This is a genomic window from Alistipes sp. An54 (genome assembly GCF_002159375.1).
In the GTDB taxonomy this organism is placed as follows: Bacteria; Bacteroidota; Bacteroidia; order Bacteroidales; family Rikenellaceae; genus Alistipes; species Alistipes megaguti.
In genome coordinates this window covers 26,675-48,256 of record NZ_NFIA01000012.1, presented here as the reverse complement: position 1 = coordinate 48,256, position 21,582 = coordinate 26,675, and the positions used below count along the sequence as shown (strand labels likewise).

The window sequence follows — 21,582 nt, the reverse complement described above, 5'->3', positions numbered from 1 at the left end:
CTCAACGATTGTTGCCGCCTGCACGGACAAATTCCACCAATCGACAGCCCGTTTATCTCCCGAAACGCACTGTTTGGAGTAACCGGGTAAACGATATTTTTATATATTTGCGCCGATTAGATAGATGACCGACATATGAAATTCGAGGCTAAACATCTGTTCATCCTGCTGTTGCTGCTTTCGGTGGTGATTCAATGCGCGTTCGGCAATTTCCCGTTTGCCTTCTTCGCCTTCCCGCTGGATGCTCTCATAGCCCTGCTCTGGATTGCAGGAATGGTGTATGCCTACAAGGAAAACCGCGCTTCAAGGTTCGTTCAGATGTGGCTCTCGCCGCAATGCACCTACTGGACGCTGGGCTGGCTCATAGCCGGCAGTCTGGTCATCGGGCTCTTCCCGCAGCTCTCGGCCGCGGAAGCTGCCGAACGTTCGGGGCTGTTCGCCCGGCTGGGGTGCTACCACTTCACCACCTCCTGGATCTTCGTGGTGGGGCTCTTCGCCCTGCTGACCCATCTGGGGATGATTACCCTGCGGCGGGGCTTCCGCCCGGGGCGCAACCGCTGGCGCTTTGTCCTGAACCATGCCGGGCTGTGGCTGGCACTCTTTGCCGGCGTAGTGGGAAGCGCCGAGGAGCAGACGCTGCGCATCCCGGTCTTCCGCGACCGGCCCAACAACGAGGCCGTCAGCGAAGAGGGGGCGAAAGTCTACCTGCCAAAGGAATTGCAACTGAACGACTTTACGGTGGAGCACTACGCCAACGGCACCCCGCGCCACTTTTTTGCCGAGATCTCGATCGACGGGAAACCGGCCCGGTTGGAGGTCAACCACCCCTATGCGGCCAACTGGGCGGAGGACTACTACCTGACCTCGTACGACGTGCAGTCGGAGCAGCCGCGCTACTGCGTGGTGCAGATCGTACGGGAGCCACTGAAGTACGTCATGTGGCTGGGCGTGGTCATGATGCTGTGCGGAGGCTGCCTGCTGTTTCTGGCCGGCCCGAACAGACAAAACAAGGAACTTTGTGAAACATCGCGGTGACGAAAGACGTATTGTAAAAGTGTGCGAGTATGATGTTCACGTGGGATAATTTCGAATGGTTTGCGCTGGTCTCCATCGTGCTGTGGGCAGCCGGCGCAGGGGTGGCGTTGTTCAGCAGGGAACGGCGCCGCTGGGCCATTCTGCTGACCGGCGTGGGCACGCTGGTCTTTGCGGCATTCATTGCGGGGTTCTGGCTCTACATGCAGCGTCCGCCGCTGCGCACCATGGGGGAGACCCGGCTGTGGTACTCCTTCTTCATGAGCGTATCCGGACTGCTGACCTACCTGCGGTGGCGCTACCCGTGGATCCTCAGCTTCTCGACGGTGGTGGCGACGGTCTTCGCCCTCATCAACATCCTGAAACCCGAAATCCATGACCAGACGCTGATGCCTGCCCTGCAGAGCCCGTGGTTCATCCCGCATGTCACGGTCTACATGTTCTCCTACTCGGTGCTGGGGTGCGCCTTTATCCTCGCCTGCATGGGGCTCATCAAGCACCGGACCGACTACCTCGAGGCGACCGACAAGCTGGTCTACACCGGACTGGCCTTTCTGACCGTCGGCATGCTCACCGGGTCGATCTGGGCCAAAGCGGCTTGGGGCCACTACTGGAGCTGGGACCCGAAGGAGACCTGGGCCGCTGCGACATGGGCGGGTTACCTGCTGTATGTCCACCTGCGACTGTTCCGCAAAAACGCCTCGCGGCCGCTCTACTGGATTCTGATTGTCTCGTTTCTGGCGCTGCAGATGTGCTGGTACGGGGTCAACTACCTCCCGGCGGCCCGGCAGAGTGTTCACATGTATTCACGTTCTTAGTTATATAAACTGTTTAATTTTAATTCATTTGTTATGAAAAAAGGCTCAAAGATTATTCTATCCGTGCTGGTAGTGATAATCGTGCTTTGCGTCGTCTACCGACTGGTGAACAAGGCACCGTCGGCCGACCTCGAAAGCAATGCGCAAATGGAGCAGATCGTGGCGAGCAGCGGATGTATTTCCTGCCACTCGGCCGATCCGAAGCTGCCTTTCTATGCCAACTTCCCGGTAGCGGGCAAACTGGTGCAGGAGGATGTGCGGCTGGGCTACCGTTCGTTCGATATGGCTCCGATGATGGAGGCGCTGAAGAACGGAGAGAAGATCAACGAAGTGGACCTGGCGAAGGTCGAGAAGGTGATTGCCGACGGAACGATGCCGCTGGCCAAGTACTACTTGATACACTGGGGTGCGTCGCTGACGAACAAGGAGACGCAGATGGCGCTCGCATGGGCCAAGTCGCAGCGTGAGGCCTTCTACCCCAATCCGCTGGCCGACCAGGAGTGGGCGAACGAGACGATCCGCCCGATTCAGGACTCGGTTCCGGTGGACATCCGCAAGGTGATGCTGGGTAACAAGCTCTACAACGATACCCGTCTGTCGGCCGACAACACCATTTCGTGCGCCTCGTGCCACGGTCTGAATACGGGAGGTGTCGACAACAAGGCCTTCTCCGAGGGTGTTGGCGGACAGCTGGGCGGCGTGAACGCCCCGACGGTCTTCAACGCCTACTACAACTTCGTGCAGTTCTGGGACGGACGTGCCGCCACGCTGGCCGATCAGGCTGCCGGACCTCCGGTCAACCCGGTGGAGATGGCCTGCAAGTCGTTCGACGAGATCTGCGAGAAGCTGAAGGCTGACGCCGCATTCAGCAAGGAGTTCACGGAGGTCTATCCCGACGGCATCAACCAGGCCAACATCACCAACGCCATCCAGGAGTTTGAGAAGACGCTGCTGACGCCCAACTCGCGCTTCGACAAGTACCTCAAGGGCGACAAGACGGCCATGAACGCCGACGAGATTGCCGGATACGAGCTCTTCAAGAAGTACGACTGCGCTACGTGCCACGTCGGCGAGAACCTGGGCGGACAGTCGTACGAGCTGATGGGCATCAAGCGCGACTACTTTGCAGACCGCGGTACGGAGCTCACCATCGAGGATAACGGCCGCTACAAGGAGACCAAGGAGGAGCGTGACCGCCACCGCTTCAAGGTGCCCGGACTGCGCAACATCGCTCTGACGGCCCCCTACTACCACGATGCCACGCAGGCAACGCTGGAGGATGCCGTCGTAGCGATGGCCCGCTACGAGGTCGGCGAGGAGCTGACGCAGCAGGAGGTCGACCGGATGGTAGCCTTTCTGAAGACGCTGACCGGCGAATACCAGGGCAAGCTGCTGACCAACGACAACTTCCCCGAGACGAAATAAGGCACATCGCCTCATTTTCAGCCCGACACGTTCCGACGTGCCGGGCTTTTTTTCTTACCGCCGGATCACATCCCCACCGACAAAAAAATCCTCCGCTAAGGCTTGGAGTTCGCGCAAAAATTACTACCTTTGCTCATGGAGTCACACCCCTCCGGCGACCCGCTCCAGTGAGGGAAAAGAACCGCCCAAAATCGGACTCCAAACCCGAGTTTTACATTTTTCCGAGAATATCGGACACAAGAAATGAAGCGTCAAACAAGGTTTTGCCGCCTCTTTACAGTGTGTCTTTTTGTGGCATCGACTAACGTCGTAACTAACAGAAAATTAACGAATTACAACGATTTTCTGCATCGGAAAGTTTCTTTTATGCCGATACGGCCTATCAGGACGGAAACTTTCCACCGCCGAGGAATCCAATTTTCACGCAAAAAACGTATCTTTGCACGCAGATAAACCTGCAAACACCATGAACGCAATCACTCGTACCGATTTCACCTTCGAAGGCCAGAAAAGCAAGTATACGGGAAAAGTCCGCGACGTATACGACATCAACGATGAATATCTGGTCATGGTGGTGACCGACCGGATCTCCGCCTTTGACGTGGTCCTGCCCGAAGGAATCCCCTACAAGGGTCAGGTCCTGAACCAGATCGCCGCCAAATTCCTCGACGCCACGGCCGACATCCTCCCCAACTGGAAACTCGCCGTACCGGATCCGATGGTCACCGTCGGCCGCAAGTGCGAACCCTTCAAGGTCGAGATGGTCATCCGCGGATACCTCTCGGGCCACGCTTGGCGTGAATACAAGGCCGGTAAACGCACCATCTGCGGCGTGGAGATGCCCGACGGCATGGTCGAGAACCAGAAGTTCCCCGAACCGATCATCACCCCCACGTCGAAGGCCGCCGAAGGTCACGACGAGGATATCTCGAAAGAGCAGATCATCGCCTCGGGACTCGTCAGCCGCGAGGAGTACGAACAGCTCGAAAAGTACACGCGCGCCATCTACCGCCGCGGGTGCGAAATCGCCGCAAAAATGGGGCTGATCCTTGTCGATACGAAATATGAGTTCGGAAAGAAGGACGGTGTCATCTACCTCATGGACGAGATCCACACGCCCGACTCGTCGCGCTACTTCTATGCCGAGGGGTACGAGGAGCGGCTGGCACGGGGGGAACGGCAGCGCCAGCTCTCGAAGGAGTTCGTCCGCGAATGGCTCATGGCAAACGGATTCCAGGGACAGCCGGGGCAGAAGGTGCCCGAGATGACCCCCGAGATCGTCGCCGGCATCACCAACCGCTATGTCGAACTCTACGAACAGATCACCGGCGAAAAGTTCATCAAGGCCGAGGCGGCCGATACGCAGACCATCCTGCAGCGGATCGAGAAGAACGTTTCGGAGTGTCTGAAGAGCCTGAACAAATAGCGTACACGCAATAGCGGTCCGATCGACGGACCATTGAGAAGCGGTCAACCAAGGTTGGCCGCTTTTTTATTTTCCGGATCTGCCACCGGGGCCTGCAAGAGGTGAAAGCAGCCAATTCATACACGGAAAGCCGAGATGGTCGCCCGAAACAGTCTCCGATGACGGGAGCGAGGAAGAAGTTTCGTTGCAAAAGCTTGGAATCTTTCGATTTTTTACTATTTTTGCCTCCGATCCTTTTTTTCCAAAACCAACCGAAATGAAAAAACTGTTGTTCATCCTGCTTTTTGCCGCATCGAGCGTCTCGGCAAAGGCTCCCGCAGAGCGATGGCTCGACCCGACCTGCTTCGGAGTCAACCGGGCCCCCATGCGCACGAGCTTCATTGTCTACCCGACCGCCGGGGAGGCCTCGCCCGAAAACACACCCGAACGTTCACCCCTCTACCGTTCGCTCAACGGTGTATGGACCTTCCTGTGTGTTGACCGCCCCGGCGCCGAACCCGAAGGATTCTTCCGTCCCGGATTCGACGACTCGTCGTGGGGCGAGATGCCCGTTCCGGGGCTTTGGGAGATGAACGGATACGGCGATCCGGTCTACACGAACAAACCCTATCCCTGGCACAAGTTCTTCCCGGTGAAGGCTCCGCTGGTTCCCTACGAACAGAACTACACGGGTATCTACCGCCGTACGGTCACCCTTCCCGAGGAGTGGAAGGGCAAGGAGCTCTTCATCCACATCGGGTCGGCCACCTCGAACCTCACCCTCTGGGTCAACGGACACGAGGTCGGATACAGCGAGGACAGCAAACTCGAAGCCGAATGGGAGATCACCCGCTACACGAAACCCGGGCAGGAGAATCTCATCGTGATGCGCATCAACCGCTGGTGCGACGGCTCCTACCTCGAGGATCAGGATTTCTGGCGCATGACCGGCATCGGCCGCGACTGCTACCTCTATGCACGGGACAAGCGACGTCTGGCCGACGTGCGGATCACGCCCGACCTCACGTCGGACTACCGCGACGGAGAGCTGCAGATCCGGATCGCCACCACGCCGGGGATCGGAGCCGTACGGCTCGTCCTGCGCGACGATGCGGGGGCGGAACTCCTCCGGCGAACCGTCACTCCGCGGCAGAACCGGATCGAAACGTCGTTCGAAGTCAGCAACCCCAGGAAATGGAGCGCCGAGAGTCCCGCCCTCTACACGCTTACGGCCGAGGCCCTCACCCGCGACGGATCAGTGATCGAGGCGGCCGCCTTCCCGGTCGGATTCCGCAAGGTCGAGATCCGCGGCGGGCAGCTGCTCGTCAACGGGCAGCCGATCCTCATCAAGGGGGTCAACCGCCACGAAATGGAGCCCAACACGGGTTATTACGTGACCCGCGAGGAGATGATCCGCGACATCCGCGAGATGAAACGCCTCAACATCAATGCCGTCCGCACGTGTCACTACCCCGACGCCCCCATCTGGTACGATCTCTGCGACCGCTACGGGCTCTACGTCGTCGACGAGGCCAACATCGAGTCGCACGGCTACTTCTACCACGACAAGTCGAAGAATCTGGCCGGGAATCCCGACTTTGCCCAGGCTCACCTCGACCGGAACCAGCGCATGGTACACCGGGATTTCAACCACCCGTCGATCATCATCTGGAGCACGGGCAACGAAGCCGGCAACGGCCCCAACTTCGAACGGTGCTACGACTGGATCAAGGCGTTCGACCCCTCGCGTCCGGTCCAGTACGAGCAGGCCTCCTACCACGGCGACTACAACACCGACATCACCTGCCCGATGTATTGGGACTATAACACCTGCCAGCGCTATCTGGACCGGAATCCCGACAAACCACTCATCCAGTGCGAATACGCCCACGCCATGGGCAACTCGCTGGGCGGATTGAAGGAGTATTGGGAGATGATCCGCCGCGAGCCGCGCTATCAGGGCGGTTTCATCTGGGACTTCGCCGATCAGGCGCTGGCCTGGCGCAGCCCCGAGGGGCGGCTGACGTTCCGCTACGGCGGCGACTACAACGACCGCGACGCCTCGGACAGCACCTTCTGCTGCAACGGCATTCTGGCCAGCGACCGCTCGTGGCATCCCCACGCCTACGAGGTCAAGCACCTCCACCAGCCCGTTCATACCACCCTGCGCGATGCGAAAAAGGGCATCGTGGCCCTCTACAACGAGAACTTCTTCACCGATCTCTCGCCCTATCGGCTTCTGTGGGAGGTGTCGGCCAACGGAAAGCCGGTCACAAGCGGCGTGATCGAACGGATCGAGGTTGCTCCCCAGCAGACGAAAGAGATCACGCTGGGATACGATCCGGCACGCATCGAGGCCCTCGACGGCGAACTGCTGCTCACGGTCCGCTACCAGCTCCGCGAGACGACCGATCTGCTCGAGGCCGGTTACGAGGTGGCCGCCGATCAGCTGGTGCTTCGGGCCGACGATTCCGCACGGCGCTTTGCCTCGCTCGAAGCAGGCGCATCCCGCGAGGAGCTCCGCCTCGACGGGGGCTCCGTCACGGGCGAAGATTTCACGCTGCGTTTCGATCCCGAAACGGGTTGTCTGGTCTCGTACCGGCTTCGCGGCGTAGAGCTGCTCTCCGGAGCGCTGCGTCCGAACTTCTATCGGGCCGCCACGGACAATGATCTCGGCGTTCGTCAGGCCGGGAAGGTTCCCGACAGCCGGATCTGGGCCGAGATCACACCCCGACTCGAAAAGTTCGACCTGACGAAGGAGAATCAACAGGTACGGGCCACGGCACACTATCTGCTGCCGCAGGTCGGTGGACGGCTGACACTCAGCTACCGGATTGCCGAAGACGGTACGATCCGCGTCCGGGAGACACTGAAGGCCGATTCGACCCGTACGGGAGTAGCCGATCTGATGCGCTTCGGCATGATGTTCGAGGCGCCGGGGATGTTCAACACCCTCTCCTACTACGGACGCGGTCCGATGGAGAACTACGCGGACCGGGCTTCGGCCGCCTTCGTCGGACGCTACGACCAGCGGGTTGCCGACCAGTTCCACGCCAAATACGCCAGCCCCCAGGAGTCCGGCACGCGCAGTGGCCTGAGGTGGTGGCGGCTGACCGACGAGACGGGCCTCGGCCTGGAAATCTGCTCCGATCGCCACTTCTCGGCCTCGGCCATCCCCTACTCCATTCCACAGCTCGACAACGGAACGCCGGAGTACCGGCGCCACCCCTCCGAACTGGTCTCCGACGGCCGCACGCATGTCTGCTTCGACCTGATTCAGTCCGGACTGGGATGCGTCAACAGCTGGGGCAAGCAGGCCCGGCCCGAATACCGCATCCCCTACGCAGACCTGCAGTTCGACTTCCTGCTCCGTCCGGTCGGCGTTTCACACTGAGCCGGAGCGCAGCGGCACCGACCGGGGGGGGGGAGCATACCGGTTCAAAGTCGAACCGGGGGGGGGGCCTCGCGAACGGGGCCACATCTCACTCCCATGAACAAGAGAGGGCGGAGCCTACAGGCTCCGCCCTCTTTGCATTGAAACAGCGTTGCGGGATCAATCGGCGTCGTGACAGAACCATCCGTCCGAGAAGGGCTGACGCCGGCCCTGCTCATCGACCAGCGCCAGTGTCACACGCCCGCCGTTGTAGTCGAAATAGCGCAGCTCGAAGGGGTGAAGCCCGGCCGAAAGGGCTGCCTGTCCCGTCTTCTCGATCAGCGTATGTTCGCCGTCGTTGTCGATCACCACGCGGCCGTCGATGCGCAACAGGCTGCCGTCGTTCGAGGCCAGCGCAAAGGTGTAGATCCGATTCTCCGGCACGCGGATATACCCCCGGAAGAGGATTCCCGTGGCACGGCGCCCCTGCGCCACCTTCGGGAACTGCACCGTATCGACCACACATCCCCCGTCGGCCTTCGCTCCGCCGATGGCATCGCACTTCGGGAAGCGTTTGAAATACCACTCGGCCTGCAGGCCGGGAGCCGTCACGGCCACCTCGGTCGGAGCCGCAAAGCCGCACTTCTCATAGCGGATCTTCACCCAGTCGCCCGTCCGGCCATCGGGATGGAAGGCCCTCACCTGCAGCAGGGCATCATCATGGAAGGTGATCGGGCCGGTGTAGATCGGCGAAGAGACGGTCGGCACCGATCCGTCGAGCGTATAGCGCAGCGTGGCGCCCGGCAGCGGGCAGGTCACCGTCGAACGCGTCGAGTCAGTGAAGACGCAGAATTCGTGGAAATTCTCCAGCGAGGGGATGCGGTAGTTGATCCCTTCGGCATCGAGCCGCGCGCAGTAGCGCATCACACGCGGCAGCAGCTCCTCCTCGCTGACCCGCTCCTCGGGGCTCCACCCCTTCTCGGCCACGATCAGCAGCCGCGGATAGAAGAGATACTCCGCCCGCGACAACGAAGGCACCTTCTCGGCCCAGACGTTGCCCTGAACACCCAGAATGCGGGCCTTCTGCTCCTGCGGAAGCGAATCGGGAACCAGCCGGAAATTGCACGTGCGCTTCAACGAGCCTGCATCCTCCTCGAGCGAGAAGTAGAACCACGTCTGCGGACAAATAATCAGATCGCAACCCTGACGCGTGGCCCTGTCGACCGACTCCGGCACCCACGGGCGCCACCACATGATCGTGGTCGCCGGATCGACCTCGCCCTGCAGGAGTTCGTCCCAGCCGATCATCCGGCGGTCGTGGGCCTCGAAGAAGCGCTGCATGCGGCGGGTGAACCACGCCTGCAGGGCGTGTCCGTCGGCCAACCCCTCCTGGCGCATGCGCGCCTGGCAGCGCGGGCAACGGTTCCAGTTCTTCATGTTGACCTCGTCGCCTCCGATATGGACATACTCATAGGGGAAGAGCTCGAACACCTCCTGCCAGATCTCCTCGCAGAACGCCAGCGCCTCGTCCTTGCCCAGGCACAACGGGGAGGAGAAGGCCTCGCCGCTCCACGTCTCGGGCTCGAAGCAGGTCATCTCCGGATAGTACTCGATGGCCTGCAGGAAGTGGCCCGGCATGTCGATCTCCGGAATGACGTCGATACCCCGTTCGGCGGCATAGGCCACCACCTCGCGGATATCCTCCTGCGTGTAGTAACCGCCGTAGAGCGTATCGGCACCCTCCACGCGCAGGTACTTCTCCGGAATCAGGAAATCGGCATTCTCCTCCCGTGCGGCACGTCCCATGCAGATCGTGTCGTGCTTGTTGAAACGGCGCCAGCCGCCCTTGCCGGCCAGATCGGGATAGGCCTTGATCTCGACGCGCCAGCCCTGATCGTCGGTCAGATGCCAGTGGAACTTGTTGAGCTTCAGCCGGGCCATCTGGTCCAGCATGCTGCAGATATCCTCCTTGTCGAAGAAGTGGCGGCTCACGTCGAGCATCACGCCGCGCCAGGCAAACGCCGGGGCATCCTCCACCTCCACATGCGGAATCACCGCTTCAGTCCTCTCGTCCGCGGGCAGCAGCTGCCGCAGCGTAGCAATGCCGTTGACCACGCCGCGCGGCGATCCGCCCGTGATCCGCACGCCCGACCGCGTGACAGCCAGCCGGTAGGCCTCTTCGGCCAGCGATGCGGTATCGAGCTGCAGGCAGATATCACCCTGCGGGGTCTCCGACAGCGAGGCCGAAGTACAGGGGGCCAGCGCCTGCCTCAGGTAGTCGGCCTGCAGGGTCAGCCGCGGATCGGAGATGCCGATGCGCACCTCGTCCGGAAGACGGTAGCCGCCCCGTCCCCACTTCACCTGCTGCGGCTGGGGAATCAGCGTGGGGCGCTCCCCGGCCGGTGTCGTCGCACAACCGCCCAGGAACAGAACGGCGGCAAACAAAAACGGTAGGAATCTAAATCGTCTCGTCATGGAATCAGTCTTTGGATTGGAAATCTCCGTTCATGCGCAGGGCCAGCGTATCGTCGTACTGCCGCTGCAGGCGGAGGAGTTCGTCGATCATCCGGGCCCGCTCGCCGGCACACGCCGGATCGTCGTAGCGGTTATGCAGCTCGTGAGGATCCGTCTTCAGATCGTAGAGCTCCCAGTGGTCGATGTCGTTGTAGAAATGGATGAGCTTCCAGCGGTTGTCGCGCACCCCGTAGTGGCGTTTGACCATGTGTTCGGCCGGATACTCGTAGAAGTGGTAATAGAGGGCCGGACGCCAGTCGGCGGACTTTTCGCCCCGCAGCAGCGGTAGCAGCGAGCGGCCCTGGATGTCGTCGGGAATCTCCGCGCCGGCCAGTTCGAGGAACGTCGGAGCATAGTCGATGTTCTGCACCAGCTGATCGATGTCGCCCTGCACGCCGCCCGGGAGCCGCATGACCAGCGGCGTATGCATCGACTCCTCGTACATGAAGCGCTTGTCGAACCAGCCGTGCTCGCCGATGTAGAAGCCCTGGTCCGAGGTATAGACCACCAGCGTATTCCCGGCCAGTCCCGTGCGGTCGAGGTAGTCGAGCAGCCGTCCCACGTTGTCGTCCAGCGATTTGAGCGTCTTCAGGTAATCGCGCACATAGCGCTGGAATTTCCACTCGGCACGCTCGCGGCCCTGCGGATTCGTGCGATGGAATTCCGCGATGAGCGGATCGTAGAAACGGTCCCAGGCCGCCCGCTGATCGGGATTCATGCGGCCGATCATCCCCTCGTAGAGCTCCTTCAGCCGGCTCGAATCCGACGTGCGGTACATCTTCAGATCGTAGATCACATCCATGTCGTGGTCCGACGAGATGGACATCTCCTGGGCGGCAGCTGCCGGACGCCCCGCATAATCGTCGTAGAAGGTCTCCGGCAGCGGGAAGGTCCGATCCTCGTAGAGGGTCAGATTGCACGTGTCGGCCATCCAGTTGCGGTGCTGCGCCTTGTGGTGCACGAGCAGGCAGAAGGGCTTCTCGGGATCGCGCTCCGCATCGAGCCACGCCAGCGCCTTGTCCGTGATGAGGTTCGTGATGTAGCCCTCGTTGCGGACCGTGTCGCCCGTCTGCCGGATGAAGTCCGGATTGTAGTAGTCCCCCTGATCGGGGATGATCTCCCAATGGTCGAAGCCCGTCGGGAGGCTCTCCAGATGCCATTTGCCGACGATCGCCGTCTCGTAGCCGGCCTGCTGCAGCAGCTTGGGGAAGGTCTGCTGCGAACCGTCGAAGACGCACGTCGTATTGTCGTAGAAACCGTTCTTGTGCGAGTGTTTGCCCGTGAGCATGCAGGCCCGGCTCGGACCGCTCAGCGAGTTGGCCACGAAGCTGTTCGTGAAGCGGACTCCCTCCCGGGCTATGCGGTCGAGATTGGGCGTCGAGGCGTAGCGGCGGTCATAGCAGCTCATCATCTGCGCCGTATGGTCGTCGGTCATGATGTAGAGGATGTTCATCGGGCGTGCCGCGGGTTTGCGGTCCGTGCAGCCCGCCAGCGACAGCGTCGCCAATCCACCCAGGCCCAACAGATAGAGGTCAGTGGTTTTCATGTGATGTTGCGGTATGATTTTCGGAAAAAGGGCACCGCCGCAGCGCTTCGAACCGCACGGCGGCGCCCTTCGTCATTCGGGATTCGCAGGGACTCCTATTCGTCCATCTTTTCGGAGTTCTCCACCCACTTCAGCCCCGTGGCCGGGCCGGTGAAGGTTTCGGGCCAGGCGGCGTTGCCGATTCCCGAAGCCGTCGAGTATTGGCACGTTCCGAGATGGCCGTTGCCCGTGGCGTCGTTGAACGTGTAGCCCGAGCCCTCGTCCATCTTCCAGTAGCCGAGCAACCCCTCGCTCTTCGGATCGACATTCGTGGCGTTGTTGGCCAGCTGGACCGCCGTACGGGCCACGTTCCACAGGCGCACCTCGCGGAACGAAATCGTCTGCGTAAAGGAGGACGGCTGCGGCAGCAGCGAGAAGTAGCGGAAGTTGATCGAGGGATTGGGGGCATCCTTCGTGGCCACCTCCGTTCCGTCGAGATACAGATGCATCTTGCTGCCGTCGAAGACAATGGCCACGTGCTGCCAGACCTTGGCCTGATTGGGTGTCGAGGCATCGATGGCCGGCTTGACCATCGAGTTGATCTGCATCCACTTCTTCGGACTGTTGTTCTCGAAGCGCACCCACATGCGGTTGGTCAGCGAGCGCGACGAGCCCTCCAGACCCACGAGCATCTGGTCGCTCGTCGTGGAGAAGTCCTCCATGTACATCATGAACTCGAAGGTATAGGCCGTGAAGTTGATATCCGCATCACCCATGTCGAACATGATCCGGTTCTTCTTCGAACGGTCGCCGGTTTCGACAAACTCCGTATTGAAGAGCGGAACCGGCACGATCCGCTGCCAGTTGCAGATAAGCAGGAACTCCGAAAGGTCATTGAGCAGTCGCATGTTGCCGTCGGTACTGAGCAGCCGCACCGGCAGGGCATAGGTCACACCCGAATCCTTCATCTCCTGGGTATAGGGCAGGATCTCGACCTGCAGCGGAGCCGCCGAGGCCGCACCGGCTGTCACCGATACGGGATCGGCCGGAAGGTTGTAGGCTCCGTCGGGAAGCTGCACGTAGGAGGTGCCGTTCATCTGGTTGTAGCGGGTCAGCACCTCGGGAGCCACCTCGAAGCGGAACGAGCAATCGGCGGCGGCACGATCACCCAGCCGGGCCGTCAGCGTGGTCTGCGCCCCCTCGTCGTTCGAGAACGACAGAAGCTTGCTCGCCGCCCCGTAAGCCTCGGCAATGTAGGCGGCATTGTCGATGGGCTGGAATTCGGCGTCGTTGCAACCCGCAACGGCTGCCATCAGAAAGCCTGCCATCAGCCCCTTGCAGGCACGATTCATCCATGTCATTTTCATAGGTCGTTGCTTTTTATCGGTTGGTTTGCGCCGGATTCATCGTCGAGATGATCTGACGGTAGTAGTGGTAGCAGTCGTTCTTGAAGTCGTTCTGCATCTTGTAGGCGCCGACTCCCCCCTTGCGCACACCGGTATAGGGCTCCCAGAGGGCCATGCCCTGCAGCGAGTTGACCTTCGTACCGTCGCTGAGCGTCCAGGTGATGCCGCCGGCCGCCGCAATGGAGGCCGATTCGAAATTCTCGGTCACGATCAGCCGCCGGGTGATCTGCTCGGCGGAGAGCGTCCCGTCGAAGGCCGAGACCACACGGCTCAGAGCGTCGTCGAGATTCGTCTGGCTGGAGAGCTTATAGGTCTGCAGGATGAAGTAGTCGAAGCAGTCGATCGTCTCGACGGGCATCGAGTGCACCTCACCGTCGACGATCAGCAGTTTGTCGCTGCCCGACTTGGGTCCCAGACGCCGGCTGCACTCCTCGACAAACCAGTTTACGCGCTGGGCGGGAGTCGTTCCGGCATAGATCTCACCCTGCTCCGGGATCCGCTCGTAATCGTTGACGATGTTGCCGGAGTGTCCGGCATAGCTGGGCTCGAAGTCAATGTCCAGGCCGTCGTATCCGCTGGCCAGCACGGCGTCGACCATGGCATTGGCATACTTGCGGATGGCGGTCTCGATCTCGGCGGCCGAGGCGTCGTCCGTCCACCCCCAGTAGAGGCGCCGCAGACGGATAATCTCGTTGTTGGTGGTCGCTCCGGCGGTCACCTCCTCGGGGGTGACGTTCAGACCGATGTCCGTGAGCAGGGTCGTCACGACAACCCGCGTACCCTTCTTCTCGCGAACGGCCCGCATGTCGGCCTTCTGCTCCTCGCTTGGCGTGAAGGGCGACCAGATGGCCACCAGATCCACACTGTCGGGAATTCCCATCAGGCTCATGGCCGTCGAGGCCGAAACCGGATTCCAGCCATCGAACCAGCCGAAGGCGAGCGAATGGTCCGAAGCCTTGTAAGCCTTCAGATCGGCGTAATAGGAGTCCGGGAGGGACTGCTTCAGATCCCGGGCCTCGGGTTCCGTCCACTCGCTGCACGCGCAGAACAGGACGACAGCCATGGCCGTCATGGCCGAAAATATGTTTTTACGATTCATTTTCATGGTTTTTCAGGTTTTTCAGGTCAGTTTTTCTTTGCCCACCAGACATCGGTCGAGTGTTCGTCCGTGCCGCCCAGCAGCTGAATGCCGCCCTGGAGATTCTCACGGTTGTTGTCGTACTCCGACTGCGGGTAGTGCAGACGCCGCATGCCGCGGTCGCTGTCCACCGTTCCCCACATGCTGCCGGCGCTGAGGTTGTCGACCGCCATGAGCATCTTCGGGAAGCCCGTCCGACGGAAATCGGCCCAGGCCTCGTGGCCGATCATGTGGTTGGCGATCCACTTCTGGATGATGATGCGCTCGAGTGCCTGCCCGTCGTCGGCCCAGGCCACCGAGGGGGCCGTACCGAAATCGGACGCATTGTTCCGCCCCAGCGGATCGGTATAGGAGAGCGTGACGGCACCCGTCTGCATGTAGGTGTTGAGCGACGACGAGCAGCCGGCCTCTTCGAACGAGGTCTCGATTCCCCTGTTGTAGAGATTCTCGGCCGTATCGCCCATCGACCAGCCCAGCAGCGCGCCCTCGGCGCGCAGGAACCAGCTCTCGGCGGCGTACATCACCGGAACGGGATCCGTCTCGCCGTAGAGCGGATAGGAGAACGCCGTGTAGTCGGTCACGCTCACGTTGTCGATGCCCGAACGGGCTCCGACATAGGGCTGGCCGGCATACCCCGAGGTCGAGAAGTAGGAGCTGCGCCGTGGATCGGAGTAGGCGTTCATGTACATCGTGATGTTGGCATTCGAACGCAGGTCCTGCCACGAGGAGCTGGTTGCCTGGGTATAGAAGGGGTTGCGGCGCGACGTGGAGACGAAGTAGAGCGACTGGGCCGTCGTCTCGATCAGACCGTAGGTCTCGCGGGCGGCCACGGCCTCTTCGGCGATCGTGCGTGCCGAGCTCTCCACACCGCTCATGCGGATGGCCATGCGCAGTTTGAGCGTATTGGCAAAGCGGATCCACAAACGGACATCACCGGCGTAGTTGCTGATGTCGAAATCCGCGAGCAGCGTCGTATTGCCGGCCGAGACGAAGGTGTAGAGCTCCTCCATGGCGGCATCCAGATCGTCGATCATCGCCAGATAGACGTCGCGCTGGCTGTCATAGGGCACCGAGAAGGTTCCGTTCTGCATCTTCGAGTAGGGAATCGGGCCGTAGGCGTCGGTCACGCGGAGCATCGAGGCCACGCGGATGATCTGGGCCAGCTGATAGACGGCCCCTTCGCCCCCGGTGCTCGACAGCACCTGGAAGTAGTTGCCGTAGAAGTTCGAGAAGGTGTTGTTGAAGAGCGGATCGTTGAACGAATCCGAAGGGTTGTAGGTCGAGATGTTCTGACCCTGGTAGGGTTTCACGGCCGAGCAGTAGCCGCCCAGTTCGTCGCCGATCAGGACATCCTGATACTGCGAGGCATTGACCTGGTAGTGGGTCATCCACTCCATCATCGAGGGGAAGAGGATGCCGATACCCACGTTGTCGCCGACGAGATCCTCGTCCGTCGGGCGGTAGGGTTTGGTATTGTACTCTTCGAAGTTACCGGTGCAGGCTGCGGCGGCCAGCAGAGCCACGCCGAGCACCCCGCGTCCGAACAAACGTTTGATTGTATGCTGTTTCATGATTGGTCGGCAGTTTTAGAATTGGAATTTCACGGAGAATCCGATGTTGCGCAGGCTGGGCAGCATGAAGTAGTCCACGCCCTGCAGGAAGTTGTCGGAGGTCGAGGTGGTCAGTTCGGGATCGAACGGCGCCTTGTTGTAGATCATCCACAGGTTGCGGCCCACGAGCGAGACGGTCATCCCCATCTTGTTGCGGAACCACTTGCGCGGCAGCGAGTAGCTCAGCGAGAGCTCCTGCAGACGGACGTTCGTGGCCGAATAGATGTAGTAGGCTCCGGCGCCCGTACCGGCACCGATCGTCTGGTAGTAGTTCCTGGCATCGACCAGTCCGTTGTTGATCCGCACGCCGCCGGCGTCACGCGCCGCGGCCGAACGCTCCGAAACGCCGTAGTAGTCGAGGAAGGCCTCCGTATTCGAGACGACCGATCCGCCCAGCCGGGCCGCAATCATGGCCGACAGCGTTACGCCCTTGTAGGAGAAGCTGTTGCTCCAGCCCAGGTTGCCCTTCGGGAGCAGCGAGGCGACCTTGCGGCGTTCGGTGGTCGTCAGTTCGACCTGATTGGTCGACGGATCGACATAGATGTTGCCGTTGCCGTCGGTGCGCAGTTCGCGGTTGATGTAGAGGTCACCCATCGTTCCGCCCTCGTAGAGGATCACCTGCGGCGAACCCGTGTTGCCGAGGGTTGCCTTCTCCAGATAGGGCATCTCGATCGGCTTGCCGTCGACGGGGCTGATCACGCCGTCGGCCAGACGGATGATCCGGTTGCGGTTGGTCGTGTAGGTGAGGCTCGTATCCCACGAGAAATCCTTCCAGGTGTTGTGATAGCCGAGCAGGAGTTCCAGACCCGTATTGCGGACCTGACCGGCCTGCACCAGCACCGACGAATAGCCCGACGTCGACGAAGGGGTCGACTCGAAGGTCTGGTTGTAGGTGTCCGAACGGTACCACGTGGCATCGAGGTTCAGCTTGCCGCCGAAGAAGCGGGCATTCAGACCCACCTCCCACGATTTGGTCTTTTCGGGTTTGAGGTTGTCGTTCGGGAAGCGGTGGTTCGAGTCCCACTCGTGGTTCTGGGCGCGGTACTCGTAGTAGGGGCTCGTCAGGTAGGCGGCGTACGAGGAGCCGACGGCCGAATAGGAGGCGCGCACCTTCAGGAACGAGAACCAGTCGGGAAGATCGACCATCTCGGAGATCACGCCCGACAGACCCACCGACGGATAGAAGAACGAACTGTATTTCGAGAAGGCCAGCGCCGACTCCCAGTCGTTGCGGCCCGTGACGGTCAGGTAGAGCATGTTCTTCCACCCCACCTCGACGTTGGCGAAGATGCTCTGCGACTGAACCCGCGATCCGTCCTCACGCTCACGGTAGGAGGTGGTCGAGATGTTGGTGATCGAGAAGAAGTTGGGGATCTTGCGCAGGTCGCCGCCCCAGCCCATCAGATCCATCTGCACGTCCTTGATCGAGGCGCCGACGTTGGCCGTCAGGTGCCAGTCGTCGGAGAAGTAGTGGTCGATGTTGGCGATGACGTCGGCATAGATCTGACGGTCGTTGCGCTTGGTGATGTTGTAGAGACCCTTCTCACCGGCGAAGTTCGTATCCGTACCGGCGTAGCGCTTGTTGGTGATGTCCATGTCCGAGTTGTCGACCTTCACGCGGCCCGTCACGTTGAGCCACTTCGTGATGTCGTACTTCAGACTGGCCGAGAGCATGTAGCGGCGCTTCTTCGACTCGTTGATCATCTTGTGCATGATCCAGTAGGGGTTCTGGAACGACATGTCGCCCGAACCGTAGGTCCAGTTCGGGACGTAGAGGTTGCGCGACTCGTCCCAGATCTGGTACATGCGCACGTTGTCGAAATCCTCGCCGCGCGGGAAGAGGTAGAGCGCCGGCAGCGGGTTGAAGTACTGTCCCGAGGCGATCATGTTCTTGTTGTTCTGCAGGATATAGCTGGCACTCAGGTCGAGCGTCATCCGGTCGTTGAGAAACGAGCTCACGTCCCGCATCGTGAAGTTGTAACGGTTGTAACCGCTGTTGGGCAGGATGTTCCGGGCATTGGTCGTCGCGGCCGAGAAATAGGCCTGGTGACGCTTCGTGCCGGTGGAGAACGAAAACGAATTGCTGACGTTCGAACCCGTATTGAAGAAGCTCGAGGGGTCGAACCGCCGCGACGTCGCAGCGCCCCAGCTCTGATAGGATCCCACCTCGTTGCCGTAGCGGTTCTGGAAGCGCGGCATGACGAACGGCATCGAGAAGGTGGTGCTGTTCGAGACGCTCACCTGCGTCTTGCCCGCCTCCCCCTTCTTGGTGTTGATCAGCACCACGCCGTTGGCGGCATCCGAACCGTAGAGGGCAGCGGCCGAAGGGCCCGTCAGCACCGAAATCGACTCGATGTCGGCGGGGTTGATGTCGGCCACGCCGTCCGAACCGAGGTAGTTGCCCTGCAGGCCGTCGTCCGAGGAGCCGAACGAGACGTTGGTCATCGGCACACCGTCGATCACATAGAGGGCGTTGTTGTCCTTGTAGATGGATTTCGCACCGCGCATCACCACGCGCACCGCACCACCCACGCCGGCTGCCGAGGAGTTGATCTGCACACCGGCTACCTTGCCGTTGAGCGAGTTCATGAAGTTCGCATCCTGCACGGTCATGATCTCTTCGGCCTTGACCTGCTGCACGTTGTAGGAGAGGGCTTTCTCCTGGCGCTTGATACCGAGGGCCGTCACGACGACGTTCTCCACGGCCACGGCCGACTCCTGCAACGTGATGTCGAACTGCGTCCGCCCGTCGACGGACACCTCCTGCGACTCGTAGCCCAGATAGTCGAAGAGCAGCACCGGATGGGCCGTTCCTTCGGGAATGCGCAGCGTGAAGCGGCCGTCCACATCGGTGCTCACGCCCAGGGTCGTACCCTTGAGGATCACCGAGGCTCCGATGACCGGCAGGCCGTGGGCATCGACGACCCGTCCGGAGACTTCACCCGGCGCAGCAGCCGATGCAAGGGGGGGGGTCCGCAACTCTCCGGCCGAAAGAATGATGTTCGAGCCCTTGATTTCGTAGGAGATTCCCGTACCGCGGACCATCTGACCGAGGGCCTCCGTCACGGGGAGATTGTCAGCCACAACGCTGACCGTATGGTCGATGTTGAGACTCTTGTCGTAGATGAACAGATAGCGGGTCTGCTTCTCGATTTCGTTCATGACCCGTTCCATTTTGACTTGCCGCAGGTCGATGGTGACGCGTGCGGTCTGAGCCGCGGCCGGACGTGCCCCGAGGCACAGAATCGCCGCGAACAGGAAGATTATCAGGCTTTTCATTTGGCCTGATACTTTTTTCTTCATATCTTTGCAGATTGGTTAAAGGATAATAATTCAGGTTGTTCCAAGGCTGGGAATAGACCGTTATCCTGACGACCCGGAGTTGTTGGCACAATTCCGGGTTTTTCTTTCACGAAATGTCCGCAGAGGACCGGATACGGTCGAAAAGAGACGGATTACAGCATCATAGGCAGGCGGAGTTTAAGGTTCGGGGATTCAGGTTTATCAATAGATCGTAATTACGTTGGTCTGGGTATCGTAGGTGTATCGGAAGTCGCCGTTGCGCTGCAGGATGCTCAGGGCGTGTTCGATGCCGTCCGAGATGCGGATCTTGCCGATCGACCCGACTTTGGGCAGCTGCTCGAGCCGCACGTCGAAGCGTACGCCGTAACAACTCTCGAAGCGTGCAAGGATCTCCTCGAACGAACAGCCGCCGATCGAGATCTGCCCCTCGGTCCAGAGGTATTCGTTCGGATCGTCGGCAGGTTCGACGCGCAGGCGCCCCTCTTCGAGCAGGACCCGCTCGTTGGGGCGGAGCGTTACCTGCTGATGGAGCGAATCGCGGGAGGTGACGCGGACACTGCCACGGAAGAGAGCCGTCGAGAACTCATCGTTCTGCTCGTCGGCACGGACGTTGAATCGGGTGCCGAGCACCTCCACGCGGCAGGCGTAGGTCTCGACGATGAAGGGGCGTTCGGCATTGCCCGTCACATCGAAAAGGGCCGTACCCCGGAGTTTTACCTGGCGTGTCGCACCGGCAAAGAGGGCCGGATATTCGAGTTCCGAACCGGAGTTGAGCCACACCGAGGTGCCGTCCTGCAGCGTAAGGTTGATGCGTTGTCCGGCGGGGACGACGATCCGGTTGGTCAGCTGCTCCCAGTTGCGTTCGCGGTGGGAGATGACCCCCCAGCTGATCCCCACGGCCAGAGCCACCACGGCGGCAATCCGCAGGGCGGGTGCGGCCAGACGCCGGAGGACTCCCGAACGGCGGCCGGGACGCGATGCCGACACGCGGGCACGGACCTTCGGACGGGGTGCAAAGAGTTGCAGGGCCGTAAACAGGGCCCGTTCGCGGTCGAACGTCCGACGATTCTCCGCATCGGCGTCGAGCCACTCCATGAGGCGGCGCTCCTCCTCGGGGGAGGCTTCACCTCGGAAAAACCGGTACAGTGTCTCTTTTTCCATGCTTCGGCAGCTCGTTTTGGGGTGCATACATCCTAAAAGCACTTCAGCGAAGCGTTTTACCGGAAGAAAATGCATTTTTTTTGAAAAAAGTGATTTCAGGGCCTGGAGAGACGCTCCAGAAGGGCTGCCGCCAGCACGGCCGGCAGATAGTCGTGCAGTCCCCGGCGCAACGCGGTCAGGGCCTTCTCGAGTTCGGTGGCCACGCGGCGTTCAGTGATGCCGAACAGTTCGGCCACCTCGCGGTAGGAACGCCCCCGGAAACGCTGTTCGGTGAAGACGCCGCGCGTCAGCTCGGACATCTCGTCCAGACTCTCGCGCACGAGCCGCTCGATCTCCCCCTCGAAGAGCTGCCGGGGGTCGCACATCTCCAGCGAACGGATGTTCTCGCGCAGCACACGGTTCTCCAGCGCCTCCATCTCGTTGTGGGCCCGCAGACGGACCAGCCGGGCCCGCAGGTAGTTCAGACACTTGTGGCGCAGCGTCGTGAAGACATAGGCCGCCACGTTGCACGAGGGATCGATGCGGCCGCGGTTCTCCCAGAAGTAGAGGAACGAATCGGTGACCAGATCCTCGGCCGCGAGCCGGTCCTTGACATATCCGCGGGCGAACTCGATGAAGCGCGGACGGTACTCGTCATAGAGCCGGCCGAAATCATCATCGTCATTCCTGTTGACAGGGGTGTGTTCCACGGAGAAGTTGCATTTGAATTGTACAAATATACTATTTTTTGCAAAAAGTCATCTCCGCAAAAAAATCGCTGCCGGGAAGAGGCCGTCTCTTTGAAGGTGGAACAGCAGAAGAGACGATACTGTCGGACGAAGCGGTTCCGGACTGTAAGAAGCCGTTCCGTACCCCGCCGGGAGAGGTTGCAT

13 protein-coding genes are annotated in these 21,582 nt (G+C 60.9%); 5 read left to right on the top strand and 8 right to left on the bottom strand.

The features are described 5' to 3' along the window. Positions 1-135 precede the first annotated feature (135 nt). From B5G09_RS11050 to B5G09_RS11030, 5 genes are all read left to right on the top strand, one after another. Positions 136-1,035: a cytochrome c biogenesis protein ResB gene (locus B5G09_RS11050; protein ID WP_087405185.1), complete on the top strand. Its 900-nt coding sequence runs from the start codon at positions 136-138 to the stop codon at positions 1,033-1,035. Between the two features lie 32 nt (positions 1,036-1,067). After that, positions 1,068-1,850: a cytochrome c biogenesis protein CcsA gene (ccsA, locus tag B5G09_RS11045; RefSeq protein WP_087405220.1), complete on the top strand. Its 783-nt coding sequence runs from the start codon at positions 1,068-1,070 to the stop codon at positions 1,848-1,850. A 33-nt stretch (positions 1,851-1,883) separates the two neighbouring features. Then, a complete protein-coding gene (locus B5G09_RS11040; RefSeq protein WP_087405184.1) occupies positions 1,884-3,275 on the top strand; it encodes a cytochrome-c peroxidase in 1,392 nt (463 codons plus the stop codon). Positions 3,276-3,741: 466 nt separating this feature from the next. Then, positions 3,742-4,701 carry a phosphoribosylaminoimidazolesuccinocarboxamide synthase gene (locus B5G09_RS11035; RefSeq protein WP_087310870.1) on the top strand — a complete coding sequence of 320 codons (960 nt, stop codon included), beginning with the start codon at positions 3,742-3,744 and terminating at the stop codon, positions 4,699-4,701. A gap of 256 nt (positions 4,702-4,957) precedes the next feature. Then, a complete protein-coding gene (locus B5G09_RS11030; protein ID WP_087405183.1) occupies positions 4,958-8,074 on the top strand; it encodes a glycoside hydrolase family 2 TIM barrel-domain containing protein in 3,117 nt (1,038 codons plus the stop codon). 159 nt (positions 8,075-8,233) lie between these two features. Here B5G09_RS11030 and B5G09_RS11025 read toward each other — a convergent pair whose 3' ends face one another. The 8 genes from B5G09_RS11025 to B5G09_RS10990 form a co-directional block, all read right to left on the bottom strand. Beyond that, positions 8,234-10,498 (bottom strand): family 20 glycosylhydrolase, encoded by a 2,265-nt coding sequence (locus tag B5G09_RS11025; protein WP_162608267.1) that lies wholly within the window; start codon positions 10,496-10,498, stop codon positions 8,234-8,236. 34 nt (positions 10,499-10,532) lie between these two features. Next, positions 10,533-12,113 carry a sulfatase gene (locus tag B5G09_RS11020; protein ID WP_087405181.1) on the bottom strand — a complete coding sequence of 527 codons (1,581 nt, stop codon included), beginning with the start codon at positions 12,111-12,113 and terminating at the stop codon, positions 10,533-10,535. Positions 12,114-12,208: 95 nt separating this feature from the next. Beyond that, a complete protein-coding gene (locus B5G09_RS11015) occupies positions 12,209-13,459 on the bottom strand; it encodes a DUF1735 domain-containing protein (RefSeq protein ID WP_087310862.1) in 1,251 nt (416 codons plus the stop codon). 13 nt (positions 13,460-13,472) lie between these two features. Beyond that, positions 13,473-14,603 (bottom strand): glycoside hydrolase family 18, encoded by a 1,131-nt coding sequence (locus tag B5G09_RS11010; protein WP_241147644.1) that lies wholly within the window; start codon positions 14,601-14,603, stop codon positions 13,473-13,475. A 20-nt stretch (positions 14,604-14,623) separates the two neighbouring features. Beyond that, positions 14,624-16,207 (bottom strand): SusD/RagB family nutrient-binding outer membrane lipoprotein, encoded by a 1,584-nt coding sequence (locus B5G09_RS11005; RefSeq protein ID WP_087405180.1) that lies wholly within the window; start codon positions 16,205-16,207, stop codon positions 14,624-14,626. 15 nt (positions 16,208-16,222) lie between these two features. Then, positions 16,223-19,549 carry a SusC/RagA family TonB-linked outer membrane protein gene (locus B5G09_RS11000; protein WP_087405179.1) on the bottom strand — a complete coding sequence of 1,109 codons (3,327 nt, stop codon included), beginning with the start codon at positions 19,547-19,549 and terminating at the stop codon, positions 16,223-16,225. A 201-nt stretch (positions 19,550-19,750) separates the two neighbouring features. Then, complete coding sequence (locus tag B5G09_RS10995) at positions 19,751-20,710, bottom strand: FecR family protein (protein WP_087405178.1); 960 nt, start codon at positions 20,708-20,710, stop codon at positions 19,751-19,753. A gap of 95 nt (positions 20,711-20,805) precedes the next feature. Continuing rightward, positions 20,806-21,399, bottom strand: a complete 594-nt coding sequence (locus B5G09_RS10990; protein ID WP_087405177.1) for an RNA polymerase sigma-70 factor — start codon at positions 21,397-21,399, stop codon at positions 20,806-20,808. Between the last annotated feature and the right edge of the window lie 183 nt (positions 21,400-21,582).